This is a genomic window from Brassicibacter thermophilus (assembly GCF_055378355.1).
On the sequence record NZ_AP042446.1, the window covers coordinates 179,169 to 198,965 of the forward strand.

Genomic DNA, 19,797 nt, shown 5'->3' on the forward strand with positions numbered 1-19,797 from the left:
AATTTTTTAAGCATTTCCTAAAACTTTAACATAAATAATGCTTAAATACTTAAGCAAGGAAAGTTCATTTTCTATAGATATACTAAACTTAACACTTTAATCTCTATAATAATATTCTATTTAATCTAGAACATAAAAAAAGCCATAGTATCATAACTATGACCTTTTTTAAGCCGTGCACCCGTCCTCGACTTGATACCACAAGCGTTACCTAGACAGTTAACTCAAACCAGGCAACCTCACGGCACACGAGAGTGCCTACTTACCGCTGCTTCCTTCCGGACCTGACGGGGTTCATAGGTTCTCGTTGCGTAAGACCCAATCGTCAACGCCACTTATCTAGGGCAGACCCTACAGCAGCAAGCCTCAAACGGGAATTCAACCTTGCTATAGCGGATTGCAAGTTACAGGGCACCGCTACCTCCCCATCTAGCACGGCAAACTTTTCTATGGCGGAGAGAGTGGGATTTGAACCCACGGTACCGTTATAGCGGTACACACGATTTCCAGTCGTGCGCCTTCAGCCAGACTCAGCCATCTCTCCATTAAAAATTTAGTTGTATAATACATATCACCGACAGATTTATATTATACATAAATATGAGCAATATGTCAATATAATATTAGTTTTTTCCTTTTTATACCATTTATATTTAATAATTTTATGTAATATTTTTATCGACACTGTTGACGATAAAACATAATGCTGATAATATTAAGTTAAGAAGAATATGTATTAATTTTAGTAAAATTTATTAAAATACAATAAGGAGGCGATATATCATGGATATGAATATAAAAAATATTATTTTAGCAGGAATAGGCACTGTTGCTTACACATATGAGAAAGGTATAGAGATAGTTGACGAATTAGTAAAAAAAGGTCAGCTTACTGTCAGTCAAGCAAAAGACTTAAATGAAGAATTAAAAAGAAAGTATGACATTAATAGCTCATGCAATAGTTCAACGCAAGGTATAGCATTAGATGACTTAAAAGCTTATATTCAAACTCTTAACTTAGCAACAAAAGATGATATAGAAATGCTTAAAGAAAGAATAGAAAAACTTGAAAACAATTAGTTAGGAGGCTGAAAAATGCCTTGCATTTGCAAGGTATTTTTCAAATAATTGTAATGGAAAAAATAAATGCAAGAAAACGGATAAAACAAATAGCAGCTGTCTTTATAAGCCATGGTTTTAAAAAAGGAATAAATAACCCAAAGCAACTAAGACTTGCATTTGAAGAATTAGGACCATCTTTTGTTAAAATTGGGCAAATTTTATCAACAAGGCCTGATATATTACCCCATGCTTATATAGAGGAACTTCAAAAACTTCAAGATGATGTTAAACCTGAATCATACGAAGTTATAGAAAAAGTTATCACTACCGAACTTAAAAAACCTATTTCTGAAATATTTGTAAATTTTTCCAAAACACCTATAGCCTCTGCTTCATTAGCACAAGTTCATCTTGCTACTTTAAAAAATGGTACAAAAGTAGTCGTTAAAGTTCAAAGGCCAAAAGTAAAAGAAATCATGTTAAATGATATTTATATATTAGGTAAAGTAGCTCCATTTATTAATTTCACCACACCTGGAAGTGCCATAGATATAAAAGAAGTCGTAGAAGAACTTAAAAATGCTACCGAAAAAGAATTAGATTTTTTAAATGAAGCAGAAAATATAAAAAGATTTTATAAAAATAATAAAGATGTAAAATTCATTGTCAGTCCACAAGTATATGATGAATACACAACATCTAGCATATTAGTCATGGAATACATAGACGGTATTAAAATTGATAATATAGAACGATTAAATAAAGAAGGATATGATTTAAAAGATATTGCAAGTAAATTAGCTTATAACTATTGCCAACAAATATTTGAACATGGATTTTTTCATGCTGACCCACATCCTGGAAATATATTAATTCATGCTAACAAAATTGGATATTTAGATTTTGGTCTTATGGGAGACCTGTCAGAAAATCTTCAAAAGAAGTTTACTACATTTCTTGAAGCTATAGCATCAAGAGATATAAGCTCTATGACAAAATCAGTAATAAGAATAGGTTTAAAAAGAGGAAAAGTTGATAGCAAAAAATTATATTCCGATATTGAACATATATATAATGAATATATTGATGAATCATTATTTGATTTTGATTTACCTCAAATGTTAGATGAAATATTTAAAGCATGTAAAAGAAATAACATTTATATGCCTAAGGATGTAACTTTATTACTAAAAGGTTTGATGACCTTAGAAGGATTATTAGTTAAAATTTCACCAGAATTTAACATCATGGACATTATTACACCTTATGTGAAAAACTATTTCGTTAAAAATAAGTTAAACAAAATAAATTGGGTAGATGAGTTAAATATTATCTATTCATCAGCTCAATCTACTTTAAAACTTCCTACTAGACTTTTAGAACTAATTAACTATGGGCTTAGTGGTAAACTAAAAGCTAATATTGAATTAAGTAACTTAGAAAAACATATCAATCAACTAAATAAAATGGTCAATAGAATTGTATTTGGAATGATAGTAGCAGGTTTGTTAATTGGTTCATCAATAGTTATAAATTCCAATGTAGGACCAAAATTTCTTGATATGTCTATTTTTGGACTTATTGGATATGTTGGGTCAGTTACATTAGGACTTCTTCTTTTAATTTCAATACTTCGTTCAGGTAGAATTTAAAAGTCAAGGTGTATACACCTTGACTTTTTATATGTTGCTAAATATTTTCATTTTTGAAAGGGGATTTTAAGTTTCTAAAACTAAAATAAATGGCAAGCAACATAATGATCTTTTTCAACTTCTTTAAGTTTTGGTGTTTCTTGTTTACAAATTTCCTTTGCATACCTACATCTTGGTGCAAATTTACACCCTGGTTTAGTGTTAATTGGACTAGGAACTTCTCCTTCTAACTTAATCCTTGATTTAGATTCTTCAACATCTGGATCAGCAATAGGAATAGCTGATATTAACGCTTTAGTATAAGGGTGTAAAGGATTAGAATATAATGCTTCACTACTAGTCAACTCAGCAATAGCCCCTAAATACATAACACCTACTCTATCTGATATATGTTTAACCATAGAAAGATCATGAGCAATAAACAAATATGTCAATCCTAATTCCCTTTGTAATTTAATAAGAAGATTAACAATTTGAGCTTGTATTGATACATCCAAAGCTGATATAGGCTCGTCACATACAATGAAATCAGGCTCAACTGCAAGTGCTCTCGCTATGCCAATTCTCTGCCTCTGTCCACCAGAAAACTCATGAGGGAATCTGGATGCATGCTCTTTATTTAATCCTACTTGATTAAGGAGTTCATAAACTTTCTCTTGTTTTTGCTTTTGAGTATAATTTGGAAAATGCACATTTAATCCTTCTGATATAATACTACCAACAGTCATTCTAGGATCTAATGATGCATATGGATCTTGAAAAATGATTTGAGCTCTTTTCTTAAAATTAACTTTCTCCTTTTGTGATAATTTATGAACATCTATACCATCAAATAAAACTTGTCCTCCAGTAGCAGAATAAAGTCCTATAACCGTCCTTCCGCAAGTTGTCTTTCCACATCCAGATTCTCCAACTAAACCTAAAGTTTCACCTTTTCTAATATCAAAACTAACACCGTCTACAGCCTTCAATATAGCACCTTTACCTACATTGAAATATTTTTTTAATTCTTTTACTTGTACTAGTGTCTTGTAACTGTTATTCATTATTTTTCACCCCCTGTAAAATCTGGTATTTCAATTTTGGGAGCGTTTTCGTGCTTTAACCAGCATGAAACACTATGTGTCTCACTCATTTTTGTAACTGGGGGTTCCATCTCTCTACATATAGGCATACAATATTCACATCTAGTAATAAATGGACATCCAACTGGAGGCATCAACAAATCAGGTGGTGTTCCCTGTAGAGAGTAAAGCTCTGATTTATTTTCTTGAGTTAGCTTAGGTACCGATTTTAACAATGCCCAAGTATATGGATGTTGAGAATTATAAAAGATTTCCCTCTTTGCTCCTCTTTCAATAATTTTTCCACCATACATAACTTGTATTCTATCTGCTACGCTTGCAACAACACCAAGGTCGTGAGTAACCAATATTATTGATGTATTAGACTTTTCTTGTAGCTCTTTCATCAAATCCATGATTTGAGCTTGTATAGTTACATCTAAAGCAGTAGTTGGTTCATCTGCTAACAATATTTTAGGATTGCAAGCTAATGCTATAGCAATCATAGCACGCTGTCTCATTCCTCCTGAAAATTGATGAGGATATTCTTGTGCTCTCTTTCTCGGATTAGGAATATTAACTAAATTAAGCATCTCCACAGCACGTTCTAAAGCTTCCTTTTTCCTCATCTTAGAATGTATCTGCAAGCTTTCAGCTATTTGCTCTCCTATCTTCATTGTGGGGTTAAGAGAAGTCATAGGATCTTGAAAAATCATACTAATATCTCTTCCCCTTAAATGTTTTAATCTAGACTTGTTCATCTTTAAGACATCTTCACCTAAAAAATTAATTATACTTCCCTTTTTAATTTCTCCAGGTGGAATAGGAATTAGTCTCATTAAAGACTTTATAGTTACTGATTTACCACATCCTGATTCCCCAACAATCGCTAACGTCTCTCCTTTATTTAATTCAAAATCCACCCCTCTTACTGCTTTAACTTCTCCTGCATAAGTGTGAAATGATACTTCTAAATTTTTAACTTCTAGTATTCTTTCCATAAAACATTCTCCTTACTGACGTAGTTTAGGGTCTAAAGCATCTCTTAGTCCATCTCCCATAAGTGTAAAAGAAAGCATAGTCAAACTAATACACAAAGCTGGGAAAAACAATTGATAAGGATAAAACATTAAGTTCTGTTGAGCTCCTGAAGCTAATGCTCCCCAACTAGTATTTGGAGATTGAACTCCCAATCCCAAATAACTTAAAAATGCTTCTGCAAAAATATAGCCTGGTATATCAAAGGTAATAGCAACTATTACTACACCCATTGTATTCGGTATAAGATGTTTTCTAATTATTTCAGTTGTTTTAACGCCTAAAGCTTGAGCTGCCATAATATATTCTTGTTCTTTTAACTGTAATATTTGTCCCCTAACAAGCCTTGCCATACCACACCATCCGGTTATAGTAAGTGCAAGAATAAGTGAGAATAATCCACTTTCTTGAAATATTAAAGAAATTAAAATTACTACTATTAGATATGGTATGCTAGAAATTATCTCTAATATTCTCATCATAATTGTATCAACTTTGCCACCTAAATAACCTGCTAATCCACCATATATACAACCAATAACTGTATCAATTAAAGCACCAATCAACCCAATTATTATTGATACTCTTCCACCTTTCCAAACACGTGCAAAAAGGTCACGTCCTAATTGATCTGTACCAAACCAGTGTTCTAAGCTTGGTTTCTGATTAATTTTTAATGAATCATTAACCTCATATGAATATCCAGATATGCTTGGCCCAATAATTGTCATAACGCTTATTATGATCAATATTATCATAGATAAAATTGCAATTTTATTTTGCTTCAATCTTCTCCAAGCATCCTGCCAATATGTCATACTAGGTCTATATATTTCTTCTTTATTAAGATCATCGCACCCAATTATTTTAAACATTTCTTTTGAGTTAACTAAATCCTTAGGTTCAGTCACTAGATATCCCTCCTATTTTTCTTTACTTCCAGTTAATCGTATTCTAGGATCTACAACAACATACAAAATGTCAACAACTAATAAGGAGAAAATAAATAGGAAGGTGAAAAAGTTAGTTTGTCCAAGAATCATTGTATAATCCCTGTCATTTATTGCACTAACGTAATTAAATCCTAATCCAGGAATTCCAAATATACTTTCAATTACAAATGAACCAGTAAAAATAGCTGCAATTTGTGGTCCTAAAATTGTAATGGCAGGAATTATTGCATTTCTAATGATGTGTTTCCACACAAGTCTAGCTCCAGTAACTCCTTTAGCTCTAGCTGTTAAAATATAGTCTTGACCAATTACATCCAGAACATTTGTCCTCATATATCTTGCATAAGTTGCCATAGAACCAAAGCATAATGCTATAGTAGGTAAAACAGTATGTTTAAAGCTACCCCATCCAATAGTAGGGAAGATGGTGTGCTTAACAGTAAAATAATATTGCAATAATGCAGCAATAACAAAACTTGGAACTGATACTCCAACTATTGCCAAAAATATTACTAAATAATCTGGCCATTTATTTCTCTTAAATGCTGCAATTACACCAAAAATAATTCCTATAGTAAACCCTATAATTAATGCTTGCCCACCTAATCTCCCAGAAACTGGCGAATAAATCTGTATTGTTTTTGTAACGCTTCTACCAGGGTATGTTAATGATTCTCCAAAATCGCCATGTAATATAAGTCTTTTAATATACTTTCCATATTGGACAATAAGAGGCTGGTCTAGGCCATATTTCGCATAATAATTTTGTTTTATTTGCTCTGGCAAATTTCTACCTAACGAAGCTAAGGGGTCTCCAGGAATTATGTGCATCAAAAAAAACGTTATACTTATTACAATAAATAATGTGATAAACATATAGACTATTCTTTTTAAAATATATTTGAACATTTTAATACCCCCATCAAGTATTTAAACCATTATTGAATTAACATAACATGATATTCTCATACACTTAAGTGTATGAGAATATCATGTTAACAATATACGGTTTTTTAATTATGGTCTACCTTGAGTATAAGCATATTTATATTCAGTTTCACCAAATAATGGACTCATTACTCCCTTTACATATTTATATCTGAAAGAATTTCTTCTTCTATAAACTGTAGGTGAGAATACAGCTTCGTCATAAAGTAAGATATTTTCTGCTTTCTTAAATAATTCTAATCTTTTTTCTGAATCATTTGTATTTTGAGCTTCTTCAATGATACTATCGTATTCTTCATTTACCCATCCTGTTGGAACTATTCCAGCATCAGATTTCCACATATCAAAGAATGTCATAGGATCATTGTAGTCACCATTCCAAGCCATACCAGCTATTTGATAATCTAATTCATCTGTTCTCTTTTGGAATACAGGCCATTCTACATATTCAGCTTCCATATTGATTCCTAATTGTTTTTTGAACATTTGTTGCATATATTCAGCATATGTTCTATACCATTGATCTGTACCTGATTGAAGCATAGTTACTGTAACTTTGCTTGGGTCTGGATCCATACCTAATTCTTCTAAACCTTTCTTTAATAATTCTTTTGGATCAGGATTTTCTTCTGCTAATTTTCTAATAGGTTCTTCACCAACAAGCTCTCTAAAATCTTTGCCATCTAATTGTAGTGATGGTGGTACCCAACCGTAAGCAGCTTCAAAAATACCATGGAATATAACATTTGCCATATCTTCTCTTGTGATAGCTAATGTGAATGCTTTTCTTACATTTGCATTGCTAAATAATTTATCATTGTGATTGTAGAACATATAGTTACAAGATGGATCATATCCTTGTATTCTGTTGAATTTACCAGTTTCTTCAAATTTCTGAATCCACTCTGGTTTTGATACTCCAGCCATATCAATTGCTCCACTTAATAATGCATTGTATCTAGCATTTTGATCATTTATAATTTTCATGTTAATTTTTTCAAGTATTACACTGTCTTTATCCCAGTAAGTATCATTTTTAACAAGAACTACTTCATTATTGTGTGTCCAGCTTTCTATTTTAAATGGTCCACAAGCAAGCATTTTTTCTGCTTCAGTACCATAAGAATCTCCATATTTTTCAACTATATCCTGTCTTTGAGGAAGCATAGTTTTAAAATATGTCAATTGTAAGAAATATGCACAAGGTGATTCTAAAGTAAATTGTAATGTTTTATCATCTAAAGCTTTTACACCTACTTCGTCTGCTTCTATTTTACCTGCGTTGTATTCATCTGCTCCTTTTATAGGTGATAATAAGTATGCATAAGAAGATCCAGTATCAGGGTTTAAAGTTCTTTTTATACTATACTCAAAATCATGAGCAGTAACAGGTTTGCCATCTTCCCAGTTTAGATCTCTTAAATAGAATGTCCAAACTAAACCATCATCACTAGTTTCCCATCTTTCAGCAGCTGCTGGTCTTATCACATCATTACCATTTTCGTCTTGTTCAATTCTAGTCAAACCTTCTAATATCTCAGCATCTATTTGTGATGAATAAAGATCTGTTGCTTTAGAAGGGTCTAAAGTTCTTGGTTCTGCACCAAGTAAAGTATTGATATATTGTTCGCTGTCAATACTTGTTTCATCAGCTTCATTTCCTGCTTCTTGCCCTTCATTACCTTCTTGATCGTTTGTTGCCTGGTCATTTCCACAACCAGCTAATACTGTAGTCATTAGCATTACAGCTACTAACAACAAAACTAACCACTTTTTTGTCTTTAAGTGTTCTTTAAACATACTTTTTCCCCCTTAAAATTATTTTTGTTATTTGTTGTAAAATAGAATTTAATAAGAATTTACCACAAAATTTTAATGATGTCAAATATTTGAATTTTGTGAAAATTTTAGTTGTTATGAAATTGTTTTCACTATAATTCTCATAACAAGATTTGTGCTAATTTTTTTATTTACTAATGATTTCGTTCTGTAATTAAATTCTATAATAATAAAAATAAATCCTTCTTTTTTTGAAATTATGACAATAACTTAAATGTTTCATTTCATTCTTTTAATATTTGTTAAATTTATTTTATTAATAAAAATTAATATTATTAATACAATATTAACAATTTAATATTTACTAGCCAAAATTGTATAATCGCTGTAATATAAAAAATTCGGAGTCAGCTCTAACTCCGAATTTTTATATTATCTCAATATTTAACTTTTCATCTATAACATTTATTGTCAAGTTATCATTTTCTTTTACATCGCCTTTTATTATCAACTTTCCTATTTCAGTTTCAAGATATTTTTCTAAATACCTCTTAACAGGTCTTGCTCCATATTGAACTGAATATGATTTGTTTATAATCAATTCTTTGGCTTCATCTGTTATTTTAATATTAATATGTTTATCTGCAAGTCGTCTTCTAATATCTTCTGCACCTAGTTCTATTATCTTGTATATTTCTTTTTTAGTAAGAGGCTTAAACATAACTATTTCATCTATTCGATTTAAAAACTCAGGTCTAAATATTCTTTTCATTTCTAGCATTACTTTGTCCCTAGCTTCTTTACTTATTTCACTTTTATCATTTAATCCTTCCAATAAATAAGTAGAACCTATATTAGATGTCATTATAATAACAGTATTTTTAAAATCTACAGTTCTTCCTTGATTATCAGTAAGCCTTCCATCATCTAAAACTTGAAGAAGTATATTAAATACATCTGGGTGTGCCTTCTCTATTTCATCAAATAATATAACTGAATAAGGCTTTCTCCTCACAGCTTCAGTAAGTTGACCTCCTTCATCATATCCCACATATCCTGGAGGTGCTCCTATAAGTCTGGAAACTGAAAACTTCTCCATATATTCACTCATATCAATCCTTATCATATTTCTTTCACTGTCAAAAAGTGATTCGGTCAAAGCTTTAGCAAGCTCTGTTTTACCAACTCCAGTAGGCCCAAGAAATATGAATGAACCAATAGGTTTTCTCATATCTTTAAGCCCTGCTCTTGCTCTTATAACTGCATTAGAAACACTCTCAACAGCATCATCCTGTCCTACTACTCTCTTGTGAAGAATATCATTTAAATGAATAAGTTTTTCCCTTTCAGTTTCAACAAGCTTTGATACAGGAATACCAGTCCATTTTGATACTACTTGTGCTATTTCATCTTCTGTTACTTCTTCTTTGAGCATTTTGTTTTCTCCAAGATTTCTTTGTTTTTCCTCTTCTAGTTTTTTCTGTAATTCTGGAAGCTTCCCATATTTTAATTGAGATAATTTTTCTAAATCATAATTTCTTTCAGCTGCTTCTATTTCTCTTTTTACTATATCGATTTCTTCTTTAATCTTTTTTACTTTACTTATACTGCTTTTTTCCAATTCCCATTGAGCTTTTTGGGCATTATAATGTTCCTGGAGGTTTGAAAGCTCTTTTTCTATATTTTCCAATCTCCTTATAGAATCACTATCAGTTTCTTTTTTCAATGCTTGCTTCTCTATTTGAAGTTGCATGATCTTTCTTCTCGTTTCATCTAACTCTGCAGGCATACTATCTATTTCTGTCCTTATCATAGCTGCTGCTTCATCCATTAAGTCTATGGCTTTATCAGGTAAAAATCTATCTGTTATATATCTATCAGATAAAACTGCACATGATATTACTGCACTATCAGATATACGAACACCGTGGTGTATTTCATACCTTTCCTTTAACCCTCTAAGTATGGATATAGTATCTTCTACATTAGGCTGATCAACTATAACTTTTTGGAACCTTCTTTCTAGTGCTGCGTCTTTTTCAATATATTTTCTATATTCATCTAAAGTAGTAGCTCCTATACAGTGTAATTCACCTCTAGCAAGCATTGGTTTTAATATATTCGATGCGTCCATAGCTCCTTCAGATTTTCCAGCACCAACTATATTGTGTATCTCATCTATAAACATAATTATTTTTCCATCAGATTTTTCAATCTCCTTAAGTACAGCTTTTAACCTTTCTTCAAATTCTCCTCTAAATTTTGCTCCAGCTACTAATGATCCCATATCAAGTGCAAATATAGTTTTATCTTTTAATCCCTCAGGTACGTCTTTGTTTACTATTCTCTGGGCTAAACCTTCAGCTATAGCAGTTTTTCCTACTCCCGGCTCACCTATGAGCACAGGATTATTCTTAGTTCTTCTCGAAAGTATCCTTATTACATGTCTTATCTCACTATCTCTACCTATAACTGGATCTAGCTTTCCTAACCTAGCTTCTTCTACCAAATTTCGTCCAAACTTTTTTAAAGGGTTATAAGTACTTTCTGGATTATTAGATGTAATATTTTGATTTCCCCTTATTTTTTGTAAAGCCTCTAAAAATCTCTGCAAAGTGATTTTATATCTCTTAAATATCTCTTCAGAAGGTATTCCTCTCTCTTTGAGCATAGATATATATATATGCTCAACTCCAATATATTCATCATTAAATTTTTTAGCTTCTTCCTCTGCTCTTAATAATATCTTTGTAAATAATCTTCCTGTATATATATTATTTGCCCCAGAACCATACTGTTTTGGCAATTGATCTATTTTACTTTGTACGTCCTTTTTAACAAGATCTATATTTTCTCCCATGTAGGATATTATCTTTGGTATCAATCCATCAGTTTGTGAAAGAAGTGCCATATGCAAGTGTATCTCTTCTACCTGTTGATTTTCATTTTTTATTGCTATTTCTTGTGATGATACAATAGCTTCCTGACTTTTTTGAGTAAATTTTTCAATATCCATATTTATCCCTCCTATTCTTTAAGAATAAATATATATAGGTAAACAAAATTTAAGCTTAAAGTATGTCTATCGAGTTTACTTAAATTAAATTGATTTTATCTATTCTCTAGGATTAAAATTTGATATATCCTTTAGTTTTTTATATAATTCTCTCTCTCCTTTTGTTAAATGAGTAGGATTTACAATCTTTGCTTCAATATACATATCTCCAAGATTTCCATTCATATCTCTATAGCCCTTTCGTGGAATTCTAATTTTTTGACCTGATTGAATTCCTGCAGGAATTTTTACTTTTACCTTGCCATCTAAGGTATTTACCACTACTTTAGCTCCAAATAAAGCTTCCCAAGGAGTAATCTTTACATCAGAAATAATATTTAGCCCTTCCAATTTAAATTGATCATTTTTAACCAATTTTATTTTTAAATATAAATCTCCATTTACTCCACCAATTCCTGGAGAACCCTGCCCTTTAATTTTAATCTTCTTACCAGGAATTATACCCCTTGGTATCTTTACAGAAATAGTCTTGTATTCATTTCCCATTCTTAAGGACACTCTTTTAGTAGCTCCTTCATATGCTTCCTTTAATGTTACCTCTATTTCTGATTCTACATCTTGGCCTTTTTGCACTCGGGTACTGGAAAATCCTCTCCTTCCTCCAAATAAATCTCCTATGTCATAATCGCTACCACCAAAAAACATGTTAAAGAAGTCACTAAATCCTCCACCTCTTCCACCAAATTCAAAGTGAACACCATCTCCAAATCCAAATTGAGAAGGATCAAACTCTTGCCCTCCATAAAAGTTATATCCACTTCCTAAAGTGTCATATTTTTTTCTCTTATTTTCATCCCCCAATACTTCATAAGCTTCATTTATTTCCTTAAATTTTTCCTGCGCTTTTTCGTTTCCAGCATTCATATCAGGGTGATATTTCTTAGCCAGTTTTCTATATGCTTTCTTTATCTCTTCTTGAGAAGCGTTTTTATCTACTCCTAATATTTCGTAATAATCTTTATACTTCACAATTATCCCTCCTATAAGGAAGTTTATATCGTAATAAAAATAATATGTATAGTTTTACTTTGACTTTCTTTGACCTTCAATATAATTATAAATCTAAATATTTCAAAAATCAACTACTTAATCAGTTTTTATAAGTAATTTATATATAAAGAAAATTAATTTTCACAAACGTATTTCAGAAATTTCCTCTTAAAATTAATTCTAAATTTGTAACTAAAAACATAACATCTTTAATATTTATCCTGCTAATTACTTTAAATTATATTATCTAAAAACATAAAAGGAGAGGATAAGAAGTAAATAATTTACTTCTTATCCTCTCCTTTAAAGTCATTACTTTTGCATGTAGTTGAATAGGGACATCCATTACAACTTTCACAATTACTTCCTTTAGCTGCATTTTTCAGCTTTCTAAACAAATAATATACAGAATATGCTAGAACTCCTATTAATATAATTATACCTATTATTGACTTCATAATTTCATCCCCTAAAGAGCAATATATTTATTTTATGATTGTATCTAGTACATTATTACCCTTTTATTCATAAATCAATTAATTAAATTGATTATCACTATACTCATGATACATCATTCTTGTTATTGCAATTCATACTACATGAGCTACAACCATGTCCACAGCTAGTTTCTCCTTTTATCACTTTTTTAGTATTTTTTATCGCTATATATGCTGCAGTTCCTACTATAATTCCACCTATTAATATATCCATAATAACCACGCCCCCTTTATATTTTAAAACTTGAGGAAATTGCATAATTACTGATAGTCTAAAATATTTTATTATGCAATTTCCTCACTTTAATATCTCCATTTATTTATACAAATAATTTTCCTATTTGATAAATTAATAAAGCAACTATATATGCCACAGTAGTTTGATATGCCATAGCAAACAAAGTCCACTTCCATGAATTAAATTCTCTTTTCATAGCTCCAATAGCTGCAATACATGGGGACGCAAGAAGGTTAAATGCCATAAACGCCCAAGCTGTTAATGGAGTAAACATTAATTGGATATGATTTACAAGTTCTGGTGTATTTTCCGCTACTTCTCCTACCCCACTTAAAATACCAAATGTAGCAACTACAACTTCCTTTGCTACTAAACCAGAAAATACTGAAACTGCTGAAACCCAAGTCCCAAATCCAAGTGGTTTAAATATTGGTGCAATAAATCTTCCTATTGAAGCTAATATACTATTAGAAACATCCTCAACTAAAGATAGTGATGGACTGAAGGATTGCAAGAACCACAAAATAACTGCTGCTGAAAATATAATAGTTCCTGCTTTTTTTAAGAATCCTTTCCCTCTGTCCCACATATGGATTAGTAAGCCTTTTATTGTTGGAACTCTATATGGTGGTAATTCCATCACAAACGGTGCACTTTCTCCTTTGAAAATTGTCTTTTTTAACAATATACTTGATAATATGGCAATTATTATTCCTATTAAATAAATAGTAAACACTACTAGTCCTTTTTGTTGTGGAAAAAATGCTGACGCAAACATTACATAAATAGGCATTTTAGCACTACAGGAAATAAACGGTGTTAATAATATAGTTAACTTTCTATCTTTATCATTCTCTAGTGTCCTAGTTGCCATGATACCAGGAACAGAACAACCTGAGCCTACTAACATTGGTATAAATGATTTTCCAGTCAAACCAAATTTTCTGAAAAATTTATCCATTACAAAAGCAACTCTTGCCATATATCCGCTATCTTCTAAAATCGATATGAAAAAGAATAATATCATAATCTGTGGTACAAACACTAGTACAGATCCTACCCCTCCAAAAATACCATCGACAATTAATGCATGTAGCCATTCAGCTGTATTTATACTTACCAACCAGGCAGAAATATTGTCTGATAAAAATGCTATTCCACTTTCTACCCATCCTATCGTATAATCACCTAATGTTTGAATTGATACATAATAAACTACCCACATAATTACTAAAAATATAGGTATAGATAGTACTCTATTGGTTACAACTTTGTCTATTTTATCTGACACAGTCATCTTGCCTTTATTTTTCTTTTTTACAGCTGATCTTACAACTTTATTAATATATTGATATCTTTGATCAGCTATAGCGCTTTCTATATCATCATCGTATTTCTTTTCTATTTTTTGTATTTTTTGGTCAACTTGGTCTTTTAGCTCTTTATTGATTTTTATTTTTTCTATTACTTTTTCATCTTTTTCTAAAAGTTTTATAGATAACCATCTACTATTGTATTCATTCTCTTTAGCTATTTCTTCTACCATATTTTCTATATCATGTATCACAGATTCTATATCTTTATCGAATATGCTTATTGTTTCTGATGGTTTAATCCCTTTATCAATTACTCTTATACACTCGTTTACAAGTTTTTCTACACCTGTGCCTTTATTAGCTGATATAGGAACTATAGGAATTCCTATTTTTTCTTCTAATAATTTAATATTTATTTTATCTCCATTTTTGTTGATTATGTCCATCATGTTTAATGCAATAACAATAGGTATCCCTATTTCTCTTAATTGGGTAGTTAAGTACAAATTTCTCTCAATATTCGTAGCATCTATTATGTTTATAATTGCATCTGGTTTTTCTTCTACAATATAATCTCTAGCAATTACCTCTTCTAAAGTATATGGAGATAAAGAATATATACCAGGTAAATCTATAATACTAATTTTTCTTTCTGATTTTTTTACTTTACCTTCTTTCCTTTCTACTGTTACTCCTGGCCAATTTCCTACATATTGGGTGCTTCCTGTTAATGCATTAAACAATGTAGTTTTCCCACAATTTGGATTGCCAACCAGCGCTATTTTATATTGCTTATCAACATTCTTAACTGCTGCTATATTATCCAAAACATAATCACTCCTTGTTCGATAATGATAATTATTCTCATTTAATTGTTAAAAAAAATTATTCCACTATAATATTCTCTGCTTCTTCTTTTCTAAAAGTCAATTCATATCCCCTTAAGTTTACTTCAATAGGATCCCCCAATGGTGCTACTTTTCTTACAAAAATCTCTTCTCCTTTAGTTACTCCCATATCCATTAATCTTCTTCGTACAGGTCCTTTCCCAATTATTTTTTTTATTTTTACTGTTTCTCCTGGTTTTATATGCCTTAATGTGGTTTCCATATTTCTACCTCCTATATTAATATTTCTCTCAATACAATTTAAAATTAATTCTTACCAATAATTCATTTATTCAGGACTTACCATTATTTTTTGTGCTACACCTCTACCAACTGCTATTTTACATCCTTCTAATAATATAACCATAGGGCCATTGTCATTTCTGACAACTTCAATACTAGCTCCTTTATTTATTCCCATTGAAATTAATCTCTTTACTATGCTCTTGCCCCCAACTATTCCGTCAACTATACCTCTTTCACCAACATTAAAAAAATTTAACGGCAATGCACTCATATCTGACACCTCCATAATATTGCTTTGTTATAGCCTTATAACTATGTATAGAAAAATAAATCACTTTGAAAACTTATATTTTTATCTCTTAAAATACAAATTTTATCATGAATATTAATACGATTTTATAATTAAATGATAATGGTTTTCATTATCATTTATAATTTATCATATCTTTTTCTAATAGTCAATAGTCCATATATAATTTTTTCAATTCATAATAATTAAAAAGTTAAAATTGATCCAAATATAAACATTTTATAATTTGTCCCTAATATTTATTCATGCTATAATTTAATTAATGAATTTACATAGTTACTGATAAATCAAAATTTTATTATGCAATTTCCTATAATTAGTAAAATTGTATAAAAGGAGGGGCAAATTTGAAAAAACACGTTGCAATATTTTTATCTTTTATTCTAATGCTTGTCTTTATATTTAGTTCAAATTTTAGTTATGCAAATGAAGCTAGCGAAGACACTGCAAAAGCTGAAGTACTGGAAATAATAAGTAGCAATGAAAACGAGGGGGTTTTTGGTGCAGGCCAACAAGTAGTTAAAGTGAAAATATTGTCTGGGAAATATAAAGGAAAAGAAGTAATAATTCAGAATGAATTAAGTGGTAATCCTGCTTTCGAAATTAAAGTTAATAAAGGAGATAGAGTGATTTTATATATTGACGAAGAAATTGAAAACGGACCCACTTTTTATATATCTAATTTTGTTAGGGACAGATATGTATTAATAACTATAATAATTTTTGTAATTCTTTTATTAATAATTGGCAAAATATCTGGATTAAAATCTTTAATAACTCTTAGTTTAACTGCTTTTATTGTAATTAAATTTATGTTACCTATGATTTTAAAAGGACACAATCCAATAATCGTGTCAGTTTTATCAGCCATTGTAATTACAGTTATTACTTTTTTAATTGTATCAGGTTTTAATTCAAAATCTGTATCTGCTATAATTGGAACATTAATAGGAGTTTTAGTAGCAGGATTTTTAGCTTATTTTATTGGTTCACTCGCTAAACTTACCGGATTAAGCAGCGAAGAAGCTAATATGTTAATGTATATACCTCAAAATGTAAATTTTGATTTTAAAGGTCTTTTATTTGCAGGCATTATCGTAGGAGCACTAGGTGCCGTAATGGATGTAGCTATGTCTATTTCATCAGCAATGTATGAAATGAAAGGAATTCATCCTGAAATAAGTCAAAAAGAGCTTATGAAATCTGGATTAAATATTGGGAGAGATATAATGGGTACGATGACTAACACTTTAATACTAGCTTATACTGGAAGTTCTATATCCCTTTTATTATTATTCATGGCCTATGAAACATCTTTAATTAATATCATAAACATGGACTTAATAGCTACTGAGATAATTAGAGCTATGGCAGGAAGCATAGGGTTAATTGTCGCTATACCAGCTACAGTTTTAGTTAGTGTATTGCTTTTAAATAATAAGAAACTTTAATATTTAAATTTTCGAGCCTTGGAAAATATACTTTTGTCTTAACTTTTCAAGCATTAGTATAAAAAGTATATTTTCCAGAGGCTTTTTTATTTTAATACTGTTTCCCTACATATTTTTTACTCATTGAATGTTCTTTTAACAAATTATTTTTTATTTCCCATAAAGGCTTAGATAAATCTACAAAATATTTATGAGGATTTTCAAACCTTAAAACTTCATCCCAAAGACTATCTATTTGTTCTTTGCAATATTGTTTTATTTCTTTTAATGTAGGACTTTTATATATACATTTACCTTTATCAAATATTTTTACTAGAAGTTTTTTAGTATAAAAATTAGTAATAGTTTTCCTTTTCCATGTATATAATGGGTCAAAAATCTCGTACGGTTTATTTTCATCTATTACTTCGTCTGCTAATGTTATCACATCAGCTATTGCTTTGTTAGTATCTTTATCAAAAATCCTTACAACTTGCTTATGTCCTGGTATAGTTATCTTTTCAACATTTTCACTAATCTTTATTTTAGGTATTATTTTCCCATTTTCCTCTATTGCTACCATTTTATATACTCCACCAAATACAGGTTCTGATTTGGCAGTTATTAATCTTTCTCCTACTCCAAAAGAATCCACCTTAGCATCTTGCAGCAATAAATCTCTGATAATATATTCATCTAATGAATTTGACGCAATTATAGGACAATCATTAAGCCCTGCTTCATCAAGCATTTTTCTAGCTCTCTTAGACAAATAAGCTATATCTCCACTATCTAATCTTATACCTTTAGGTCTATACCCTCTTGGAATTACTTCTTCTTTAAATGTTTTTATAGCATTGGGAACACCAGATTTTAGCACATCATATGTGTCAACTAATAATACACAATTTTCAGGATAAGTCCTAGCATATGCTTTAAATGCATCTAGTTCTGTATCAAACATTTGAACCCAGCTATGTGCCATAGTCCCTAATGCTGGAACATCAAAATCTCTATCAGCTATCGTACAAGCAGTGCCTACACAACCTCCAATATAAGCTGCTCTAGCTCCTAGTATAGCTCCTTCATATCCCTGTGCTCTACGTGATCCGAATTCCATTACCGGCCTACCCTTTGCAGCTCTAACTATCCTATTTGTCTTAGTAGCAATAAGGCTCTGATGGTTTATAGTTAATAGTACCATTGTCTCAATAAATTGTGCTTGTACTACTGGTCCCCTTACTACAACAATAGGTTCAGAGGGAAATATTGGTGTTCCTTCTGGTATAGCCCACACATCACAACTAAACTCAAAATTTTTAAGGTATTCTAAAAATTTTTCGGAAAACATTTTCTTGCTGCGGAAATAATCTATATCTTCTTCTGTAAATCTTAAATTTTTTAAATAATCAATAAGTTGTTCTACTCCAGCCATTATTGCAAATCCACCATCGTCTGGGATCCTCCTAAAAAACATATCAAAATATGCTATTTTGTCCTTCATCCCATGTTCAAGATAACCATTTGCCATTGTAAATTCATAAAAGTCTGCAAGCATAGTTAAATTTTGCCTGTCATCTTTATTAACGCTAATCATATACATTTTCTCCTTCTAATATAATTTAATATATTCCTTTGTACTAATTATAATCTAAATAAATTATTTTTCAATAAAGAATTTGAATATTTTTCCCTTAAAATTTTTTATTCTTAACTTTTTTAAGCCTATAAAAATCTTCTCTTTCTTTTTCTGCTAAAAAATCTTCTATTACCTTTATCTCTCGTTCGTATTTTGGAATTTGAATTTTTTCTAAGCCATTAGCCCTTTTCTGAGTTTTCTTAATCTCCATAGCTAATTTGAAAACGGAATTTTCTACCTCTGCCAATTCAAAAATCAGATCTTTAACAGTTCTAAATTTATCTATAGCCATATCTAAAACAGAATTTGTCCTAAAAAATCCATATTGGGTGCTCATCTTTGAAGGTTGGAATTTTATAGTTGGTATTTCTACTCCCATTACACTTTTAAACAATATTTGATACTCTTTCTCTTTAGATATAGACAAAGAAATTTCCTTTACATTTTTTTCGCCCATAGTTATATTGACCATTTGCAGTGCTTCATAAGCTTCTCTAAAAATTTTATCAATGTCCTCTTGAATACTCTTAGATTTATCTATAAGAGACATCATTTCTTTTATCAATACGGTTCTTTTTTTATCTAGAAGTTCAAAGCCTTTTTGAGAAAATTCCTTAGAGTTCTTAACTTTTATTAAGTTTGCTTTAGTAAGCGCTATATTAATAGCCATAG

17 protein-coding genes, 1 tRNA gene and 1 other RNA gene are annotated in these 19,797 nt (G+C 30.5%); 3 read left to right on the forward strand and 16 right to left on the reverse strand.

Going from position 1 to position 19,797, the window contains the following annotated elements:
* Nucleotides 1–173 precede the first annotated feature (173 nt).
* Together ffs and ACZ41D_RS00895 are read right to left on the reverse strand one after the other, a co-directional pair.
* An RNA gene (ffs, locus tag ACZ41D_RS00890) (signal recognition particle sRNA large type) lies at nucleotides 174–438 on the reverse strand.
* 12 nt (nucleotides 439–450) lie between these two features.
* Nucleotides 451–544: transfer RNA gene (locus ACZ41D_RS00895), tRNA-Ser, on the reverse strand.
* 239 nt (nucleotides 545–783) lie between these two features.
* Here ACZ41D_RS00895 and ACZ41D_RS00900 point away from each other — a divergent pair.
* Both ACZ41D_RS00900 and ACZ41D_RS00905 read left to right on the forward strand, forming a co-directional pair.
* On the forward strand, nucleotides 784–1,080 hold the full coding sequence (locus ACZ41D_RS00900; RefSeq protein WP_464152056.1) for a phasin family protein: 297 nt from the start codon (nucleotides 784–786) through the stop codon (nucleotides 1,078–1,080).
* Between the two features lie 53 nt (nucleotides 1,081–1,133).
* On the forward strand, nucleotides 1,134–2,714 hold the full coding sequence (locus tag ACZ41D_RS00905) for an ABC1 kinase family protein (protein ID WP_464152057.1): 1,581 nt from the start codon (nucleotides 1,134–1,136) through the stop codon (nucleotides 2,712–2,714).
* Between the two features lie 80 nt (nucleotides 2,715–2,794).
* Here the strand turns inward: ACZ41D_RS00905 and ACZ41D_RS00910 are convergent, their stop codons facing one another.
* From ACZ41D_RS00910 to ACZ41D_RS00965, 12 genes are all read right to left on the reverse strand, one after another.
* Entirely contained in the window at nucleotides 2,795–3,760 is a 966-nt protein-coding gene (locus ACZ41D_RS00910; RefSeq protein WP_464152058.1) for an ABC transporter ATP-binding protein, read from the reverse strand.
* Nucleotides 3,760–4,779 (reverse strand): ABC transporter ATP-binding protein, encoded by a 1,020-nt coding sequence (locus ACZ41D_RS00915; protein WP_464152059.1) that lies wholly within the window; start codon nucleotides 4,777–4,779, stop codon nucleotides 3,760–3,762. The genes ACZ41D_RS00910 and ACZ41D_RS00915 overlap by 1 nt, the downstream gene beginning before the upstream one ends.
* A 12-nt stretch (nucleotides 4,780–4,791) precedes the next feature.
* Nucleotides 4,792–5,691 (reverse strand): ABC transporter permease, encoded by a 900-nt coding sequence (locus ACZ41D_RS00920; RefSeq protein WP_464153099.1) that lies wholly within the window; start codon nucleotides 5,689–5,691, stop codon nucleotides 4,792–4,794.
* A gap of 48 nt (nucleotides 5,692–5,739) precedes the next feature.
* On the reverse strand, nucleotides 5,740–6,678 hold the full coding sequence (locus tag ACZ41D_RS00925; RefSeq protein WP_464152060.1) for an ABC transporter permease: 939 nt from the start codon (nucleotides 6,676–6,678) through the stop codon (nucleotides 5,740–5,742).
* A 108-nt stretch (nucleotides 6,679–6,786) separates the two neighbouring features.
* Complete coding sequence (locus tag ACZ41D_RS00930; protein ID WP_464152061.1) at nucleotides 6,787–8,517, reverse strand: peptide ABC transporter substrate-binding protein; 1,731 nt, start codon at nucleotides 8,515–8,517, stop codon at nucleotides 6,787–6,789.
* Nucleotides 8,518–8,923: 406 nt separating this feature from the next.
* Complete coding sequence (gene clpB / locus ACZ41D_RS00935) at nucleotides 8,924–11,512, reverse strand: ATP-dependent chaperone ClpB (RefSeq protein WP_464152062.1); 2,589 nt, start codon at nucleotides 11,510–11,512, stop codon at nucleotides 8,924–8,926.
* 99 nt (nucleotides 11,513–11,611) lie between these two features.
* A complete protein-coding gene (locus ACZ41D_RS00940) occupies nucleotides 11,612–12,541 on the reverse strand; it encodes a DnaJ C-terminal domain-containing protein (protein WP_464152063.1) in 930 nt (309 codons plus the stop codon).
* A 305-nt stretch (nucleotides 12,542–12,846) separates the two neighbouring features.
* Nucleotides 12,847–13,020 carry a FeoB-associated Cys-rich membrane protein gene (locus ACZ41D_RS00945; RefSeq protein ID WP_464152064.1) on the reverse strand — a complete coding sequence of 58 codons (174 nt, stop codon included), beginning with the start codon at nucleotides 13,018–13,020 and terminating at the stop codon, nucleotides 12,847–12,849.
* 103 nt (nucleotides 13,021–13,123) lie between these two features.
* Nucleotides 13,124–13,273 (reverse strand): FeoB-associated Cys-rich membrane protein, encoded by a 150-nt coding sequence (locus ACZ41D_RS00950; protein WP_464152065.1) that lies wholly within the window; start codon nucleotides 13,271–13,273, stop codon nucleotides 13,124–13,126.
* Between the two features lie 106 nt (nucleotides 13,274–13,379).
* Nucleotides 13,380–15,440 (reverse strand): ferrous iron transport protein B, encoded by a 2,061-nt coding sequence (feoB, locus tag ACZ41D_RS00955; protein ID WP_464152066.1) that lies wholly within the window; start codon nucleotides 15,438–15,440, stop codon nucleotides 13,380–13,382.
* Nucleotides 15,441–15,498: 58 nt separating this feature from the next.
* Nucleotides 15,499–15,723 carry a FeoA family protein gene (locus tag ACZ41D_RS00960; protein WP_464152067.1) on the reverse strand — a complete coding sequence of 75 codons (225 nt, stop codon included), beginning with the start codon at nucleotides 15,721–15,723 and terminating at the stop codon, nucleotides 15,499–15,501.
* Between the two features lie 66 nt (nucleotides 15,724–15,789).
* Nucleotides 15,790–16,017, reverse strand: a complete 228-nt coding sequence (locus ACZ41D_RS00965) for a FeoA family protein (RefSeq protein ID WP_464152068.1) — start codon at nucleotides 16,015–16,017, stop codon at nucleotides 15,790–15,792.
* A 386-nt stretch (nucleotides 16,018–16,403) separates the two neighbouring features.
* Between ACZ41D_RS00965 and ACZ41D_RS00970 the strand changes: the two genes are divergently transcribed.
* Complete coding sequence (locus ACZ41D_RS00970) at nucleotides 16,404–17,507, forward strand: YibE/F family protein (protein WP_464152069.1); 1,104 nt, start codon at nucleotides 16,404–16,406, stop codon at nucleotides 17,505–17,507.
* A 91-nt stretch (nucleotides 17,508–17,598) separates the two neighbouring features.
* Here the strand turns inward: ACZ41D_RS00970 and ACZ41D_RS00975 are convergent, their stop codons facing one another.
* Together ACZ41D_RS00975 and ACZ41D_RS00980 are read right to left on the reverse strand one after the other, a co-directional pair.
* Nucleotides 17,599–19,083 (reverse strand): nicotinate phosphoribosyltransferase, encoded by a 1,485-nt coding sequence (locus tag ACZ41D_RS00975; RefSeq protein ID WP_464152070.1) that lies wholly within the window; start codon nucleotides 19,081–19,083, stop codon nucleotides 17,599–17,601.
* 97 nt (nucleotides 19,084–19,180) lie between these two features.
* Nucleotides 19,181–19,795, reverse strand: coding sequence for a V-type ATP synthase subunit D (locus ACZ41D_RS00980; RefSeq protein ID WP_464152071.1), 615 nt, complete (start codon nucleotides 19,793–19,795; stop codon nucleotides 19,181–19,183).
* Nucleotides 19,796–19,797 lie beyond the last annotated feature (2 nt).

What these genes read in the sequence shown, in the direction of transcription:
- ACZ41D_RS00950 (WP_464152065.1), bottom strand. Translation starts at nt 13,273, where the DNA reads ATGGATATATTAATAGGTGGAATTATAGTAGGAACTGCAGCATATATA.
- ACZ41D_RS00915 (WP_464152059.1), bottom strand. Translation starts at nt 4,779, where the DNA reads ATGGAAAGAATACTAGAAGTTAAAAATTTAGAAGTATCATTTCACACT.
- ACZ41D_RS00900 (WP_464152056.1), top strand. Translation starts at nt 784, where the DNA reads ATGGATATGAATATAAAAAATATTATTTTAGCAGGAATAGGCACTGTT.
- ACZ41D_RS00920 (WP_464153099.1), bottom strand. Translation starts at nt 5,691, where the DNA reads ATGTTTAAAATAATTGGGTGCGATGATCTTAATAAAGAAGAAATATAT.
- ACZ41D_RS00965 (WP_464152068.1), bottom strand. Translation starts at nt 16,017, where the DNA reads ATGAGTGCATTGCCGTTAAATTTTTTTAATGTTGGTGAAAGAGGTATA.
- ACZ41D_RS00945 (WP_464152064.1), bottom strand. Translation starts at nt 13,020, where the DNA reads ATGAAGTCAATAATAGGTATAATTATATTAATAGGAGTTCTAGCATAT.
- ACZ41D_RS00975 (WP_464152070.1), bottom strand. Translation starts at nt 19,083, where the DNA reads ATGATTAGCGTTAATAAAGATGACAGGCAAAATTTAACTATGCTTGCA.
- ACZ41D_RS00925 (WP_464152060.1), bottom strand. Translation starts at nt 6,678, where the DNA reads ATGTTCAAATATATTTTAAAAAGAATAGTCTATATGTTTATCACATTA.
- ACZ41D_RS00930 (WP_464152061.1), bottom strand. Translation starts at nt 8,517, where the DNA reads ATGTTTAAAGAACACTTAAAGACAAAAAAGTGGTTAGTTTTGTTGTTA.
- ACZ41D_RS00910 (WP_464152058.1), bottom strand. Translation starts at nt 3,760, where the DNA reads ATGAATAACAGTTACAAGACACTAGTACAAGTAAAAGAATTAAAAAAA.
- clpB (WP_464152062.1), bottom strand. Translation starts at nt 11,512, where the DNA reads ATGGATATTGAAAAATTTACTCAAAAAAGTCAGGAAGCTATTGTATCA.
- ACZ41D_RS00905 (WP_464152057.1), top strand. Translation starts at nt 1,134, where the DNA reads ATGGAAAAAATAAATGCAAGAAAACGGATAAAACAAATAGCAGCTGTC.
- ACZ41D_RS00980 (WP_464152071.1), bottom strand. Translation starts at nt 19,795, where the DNA reads ATGGCTATTAATATAGCGCTTACTAAAGCAAACTTAATAAAAGTTAAG.
- ACZ41D_RS00960 (WP_464152067.1), bottom strand. Translation starts at nt 15,723, where the DNA reads ATGGAAACCACATTAAGGCATATAAAACCAGGAGAAACAGTAAAAATA.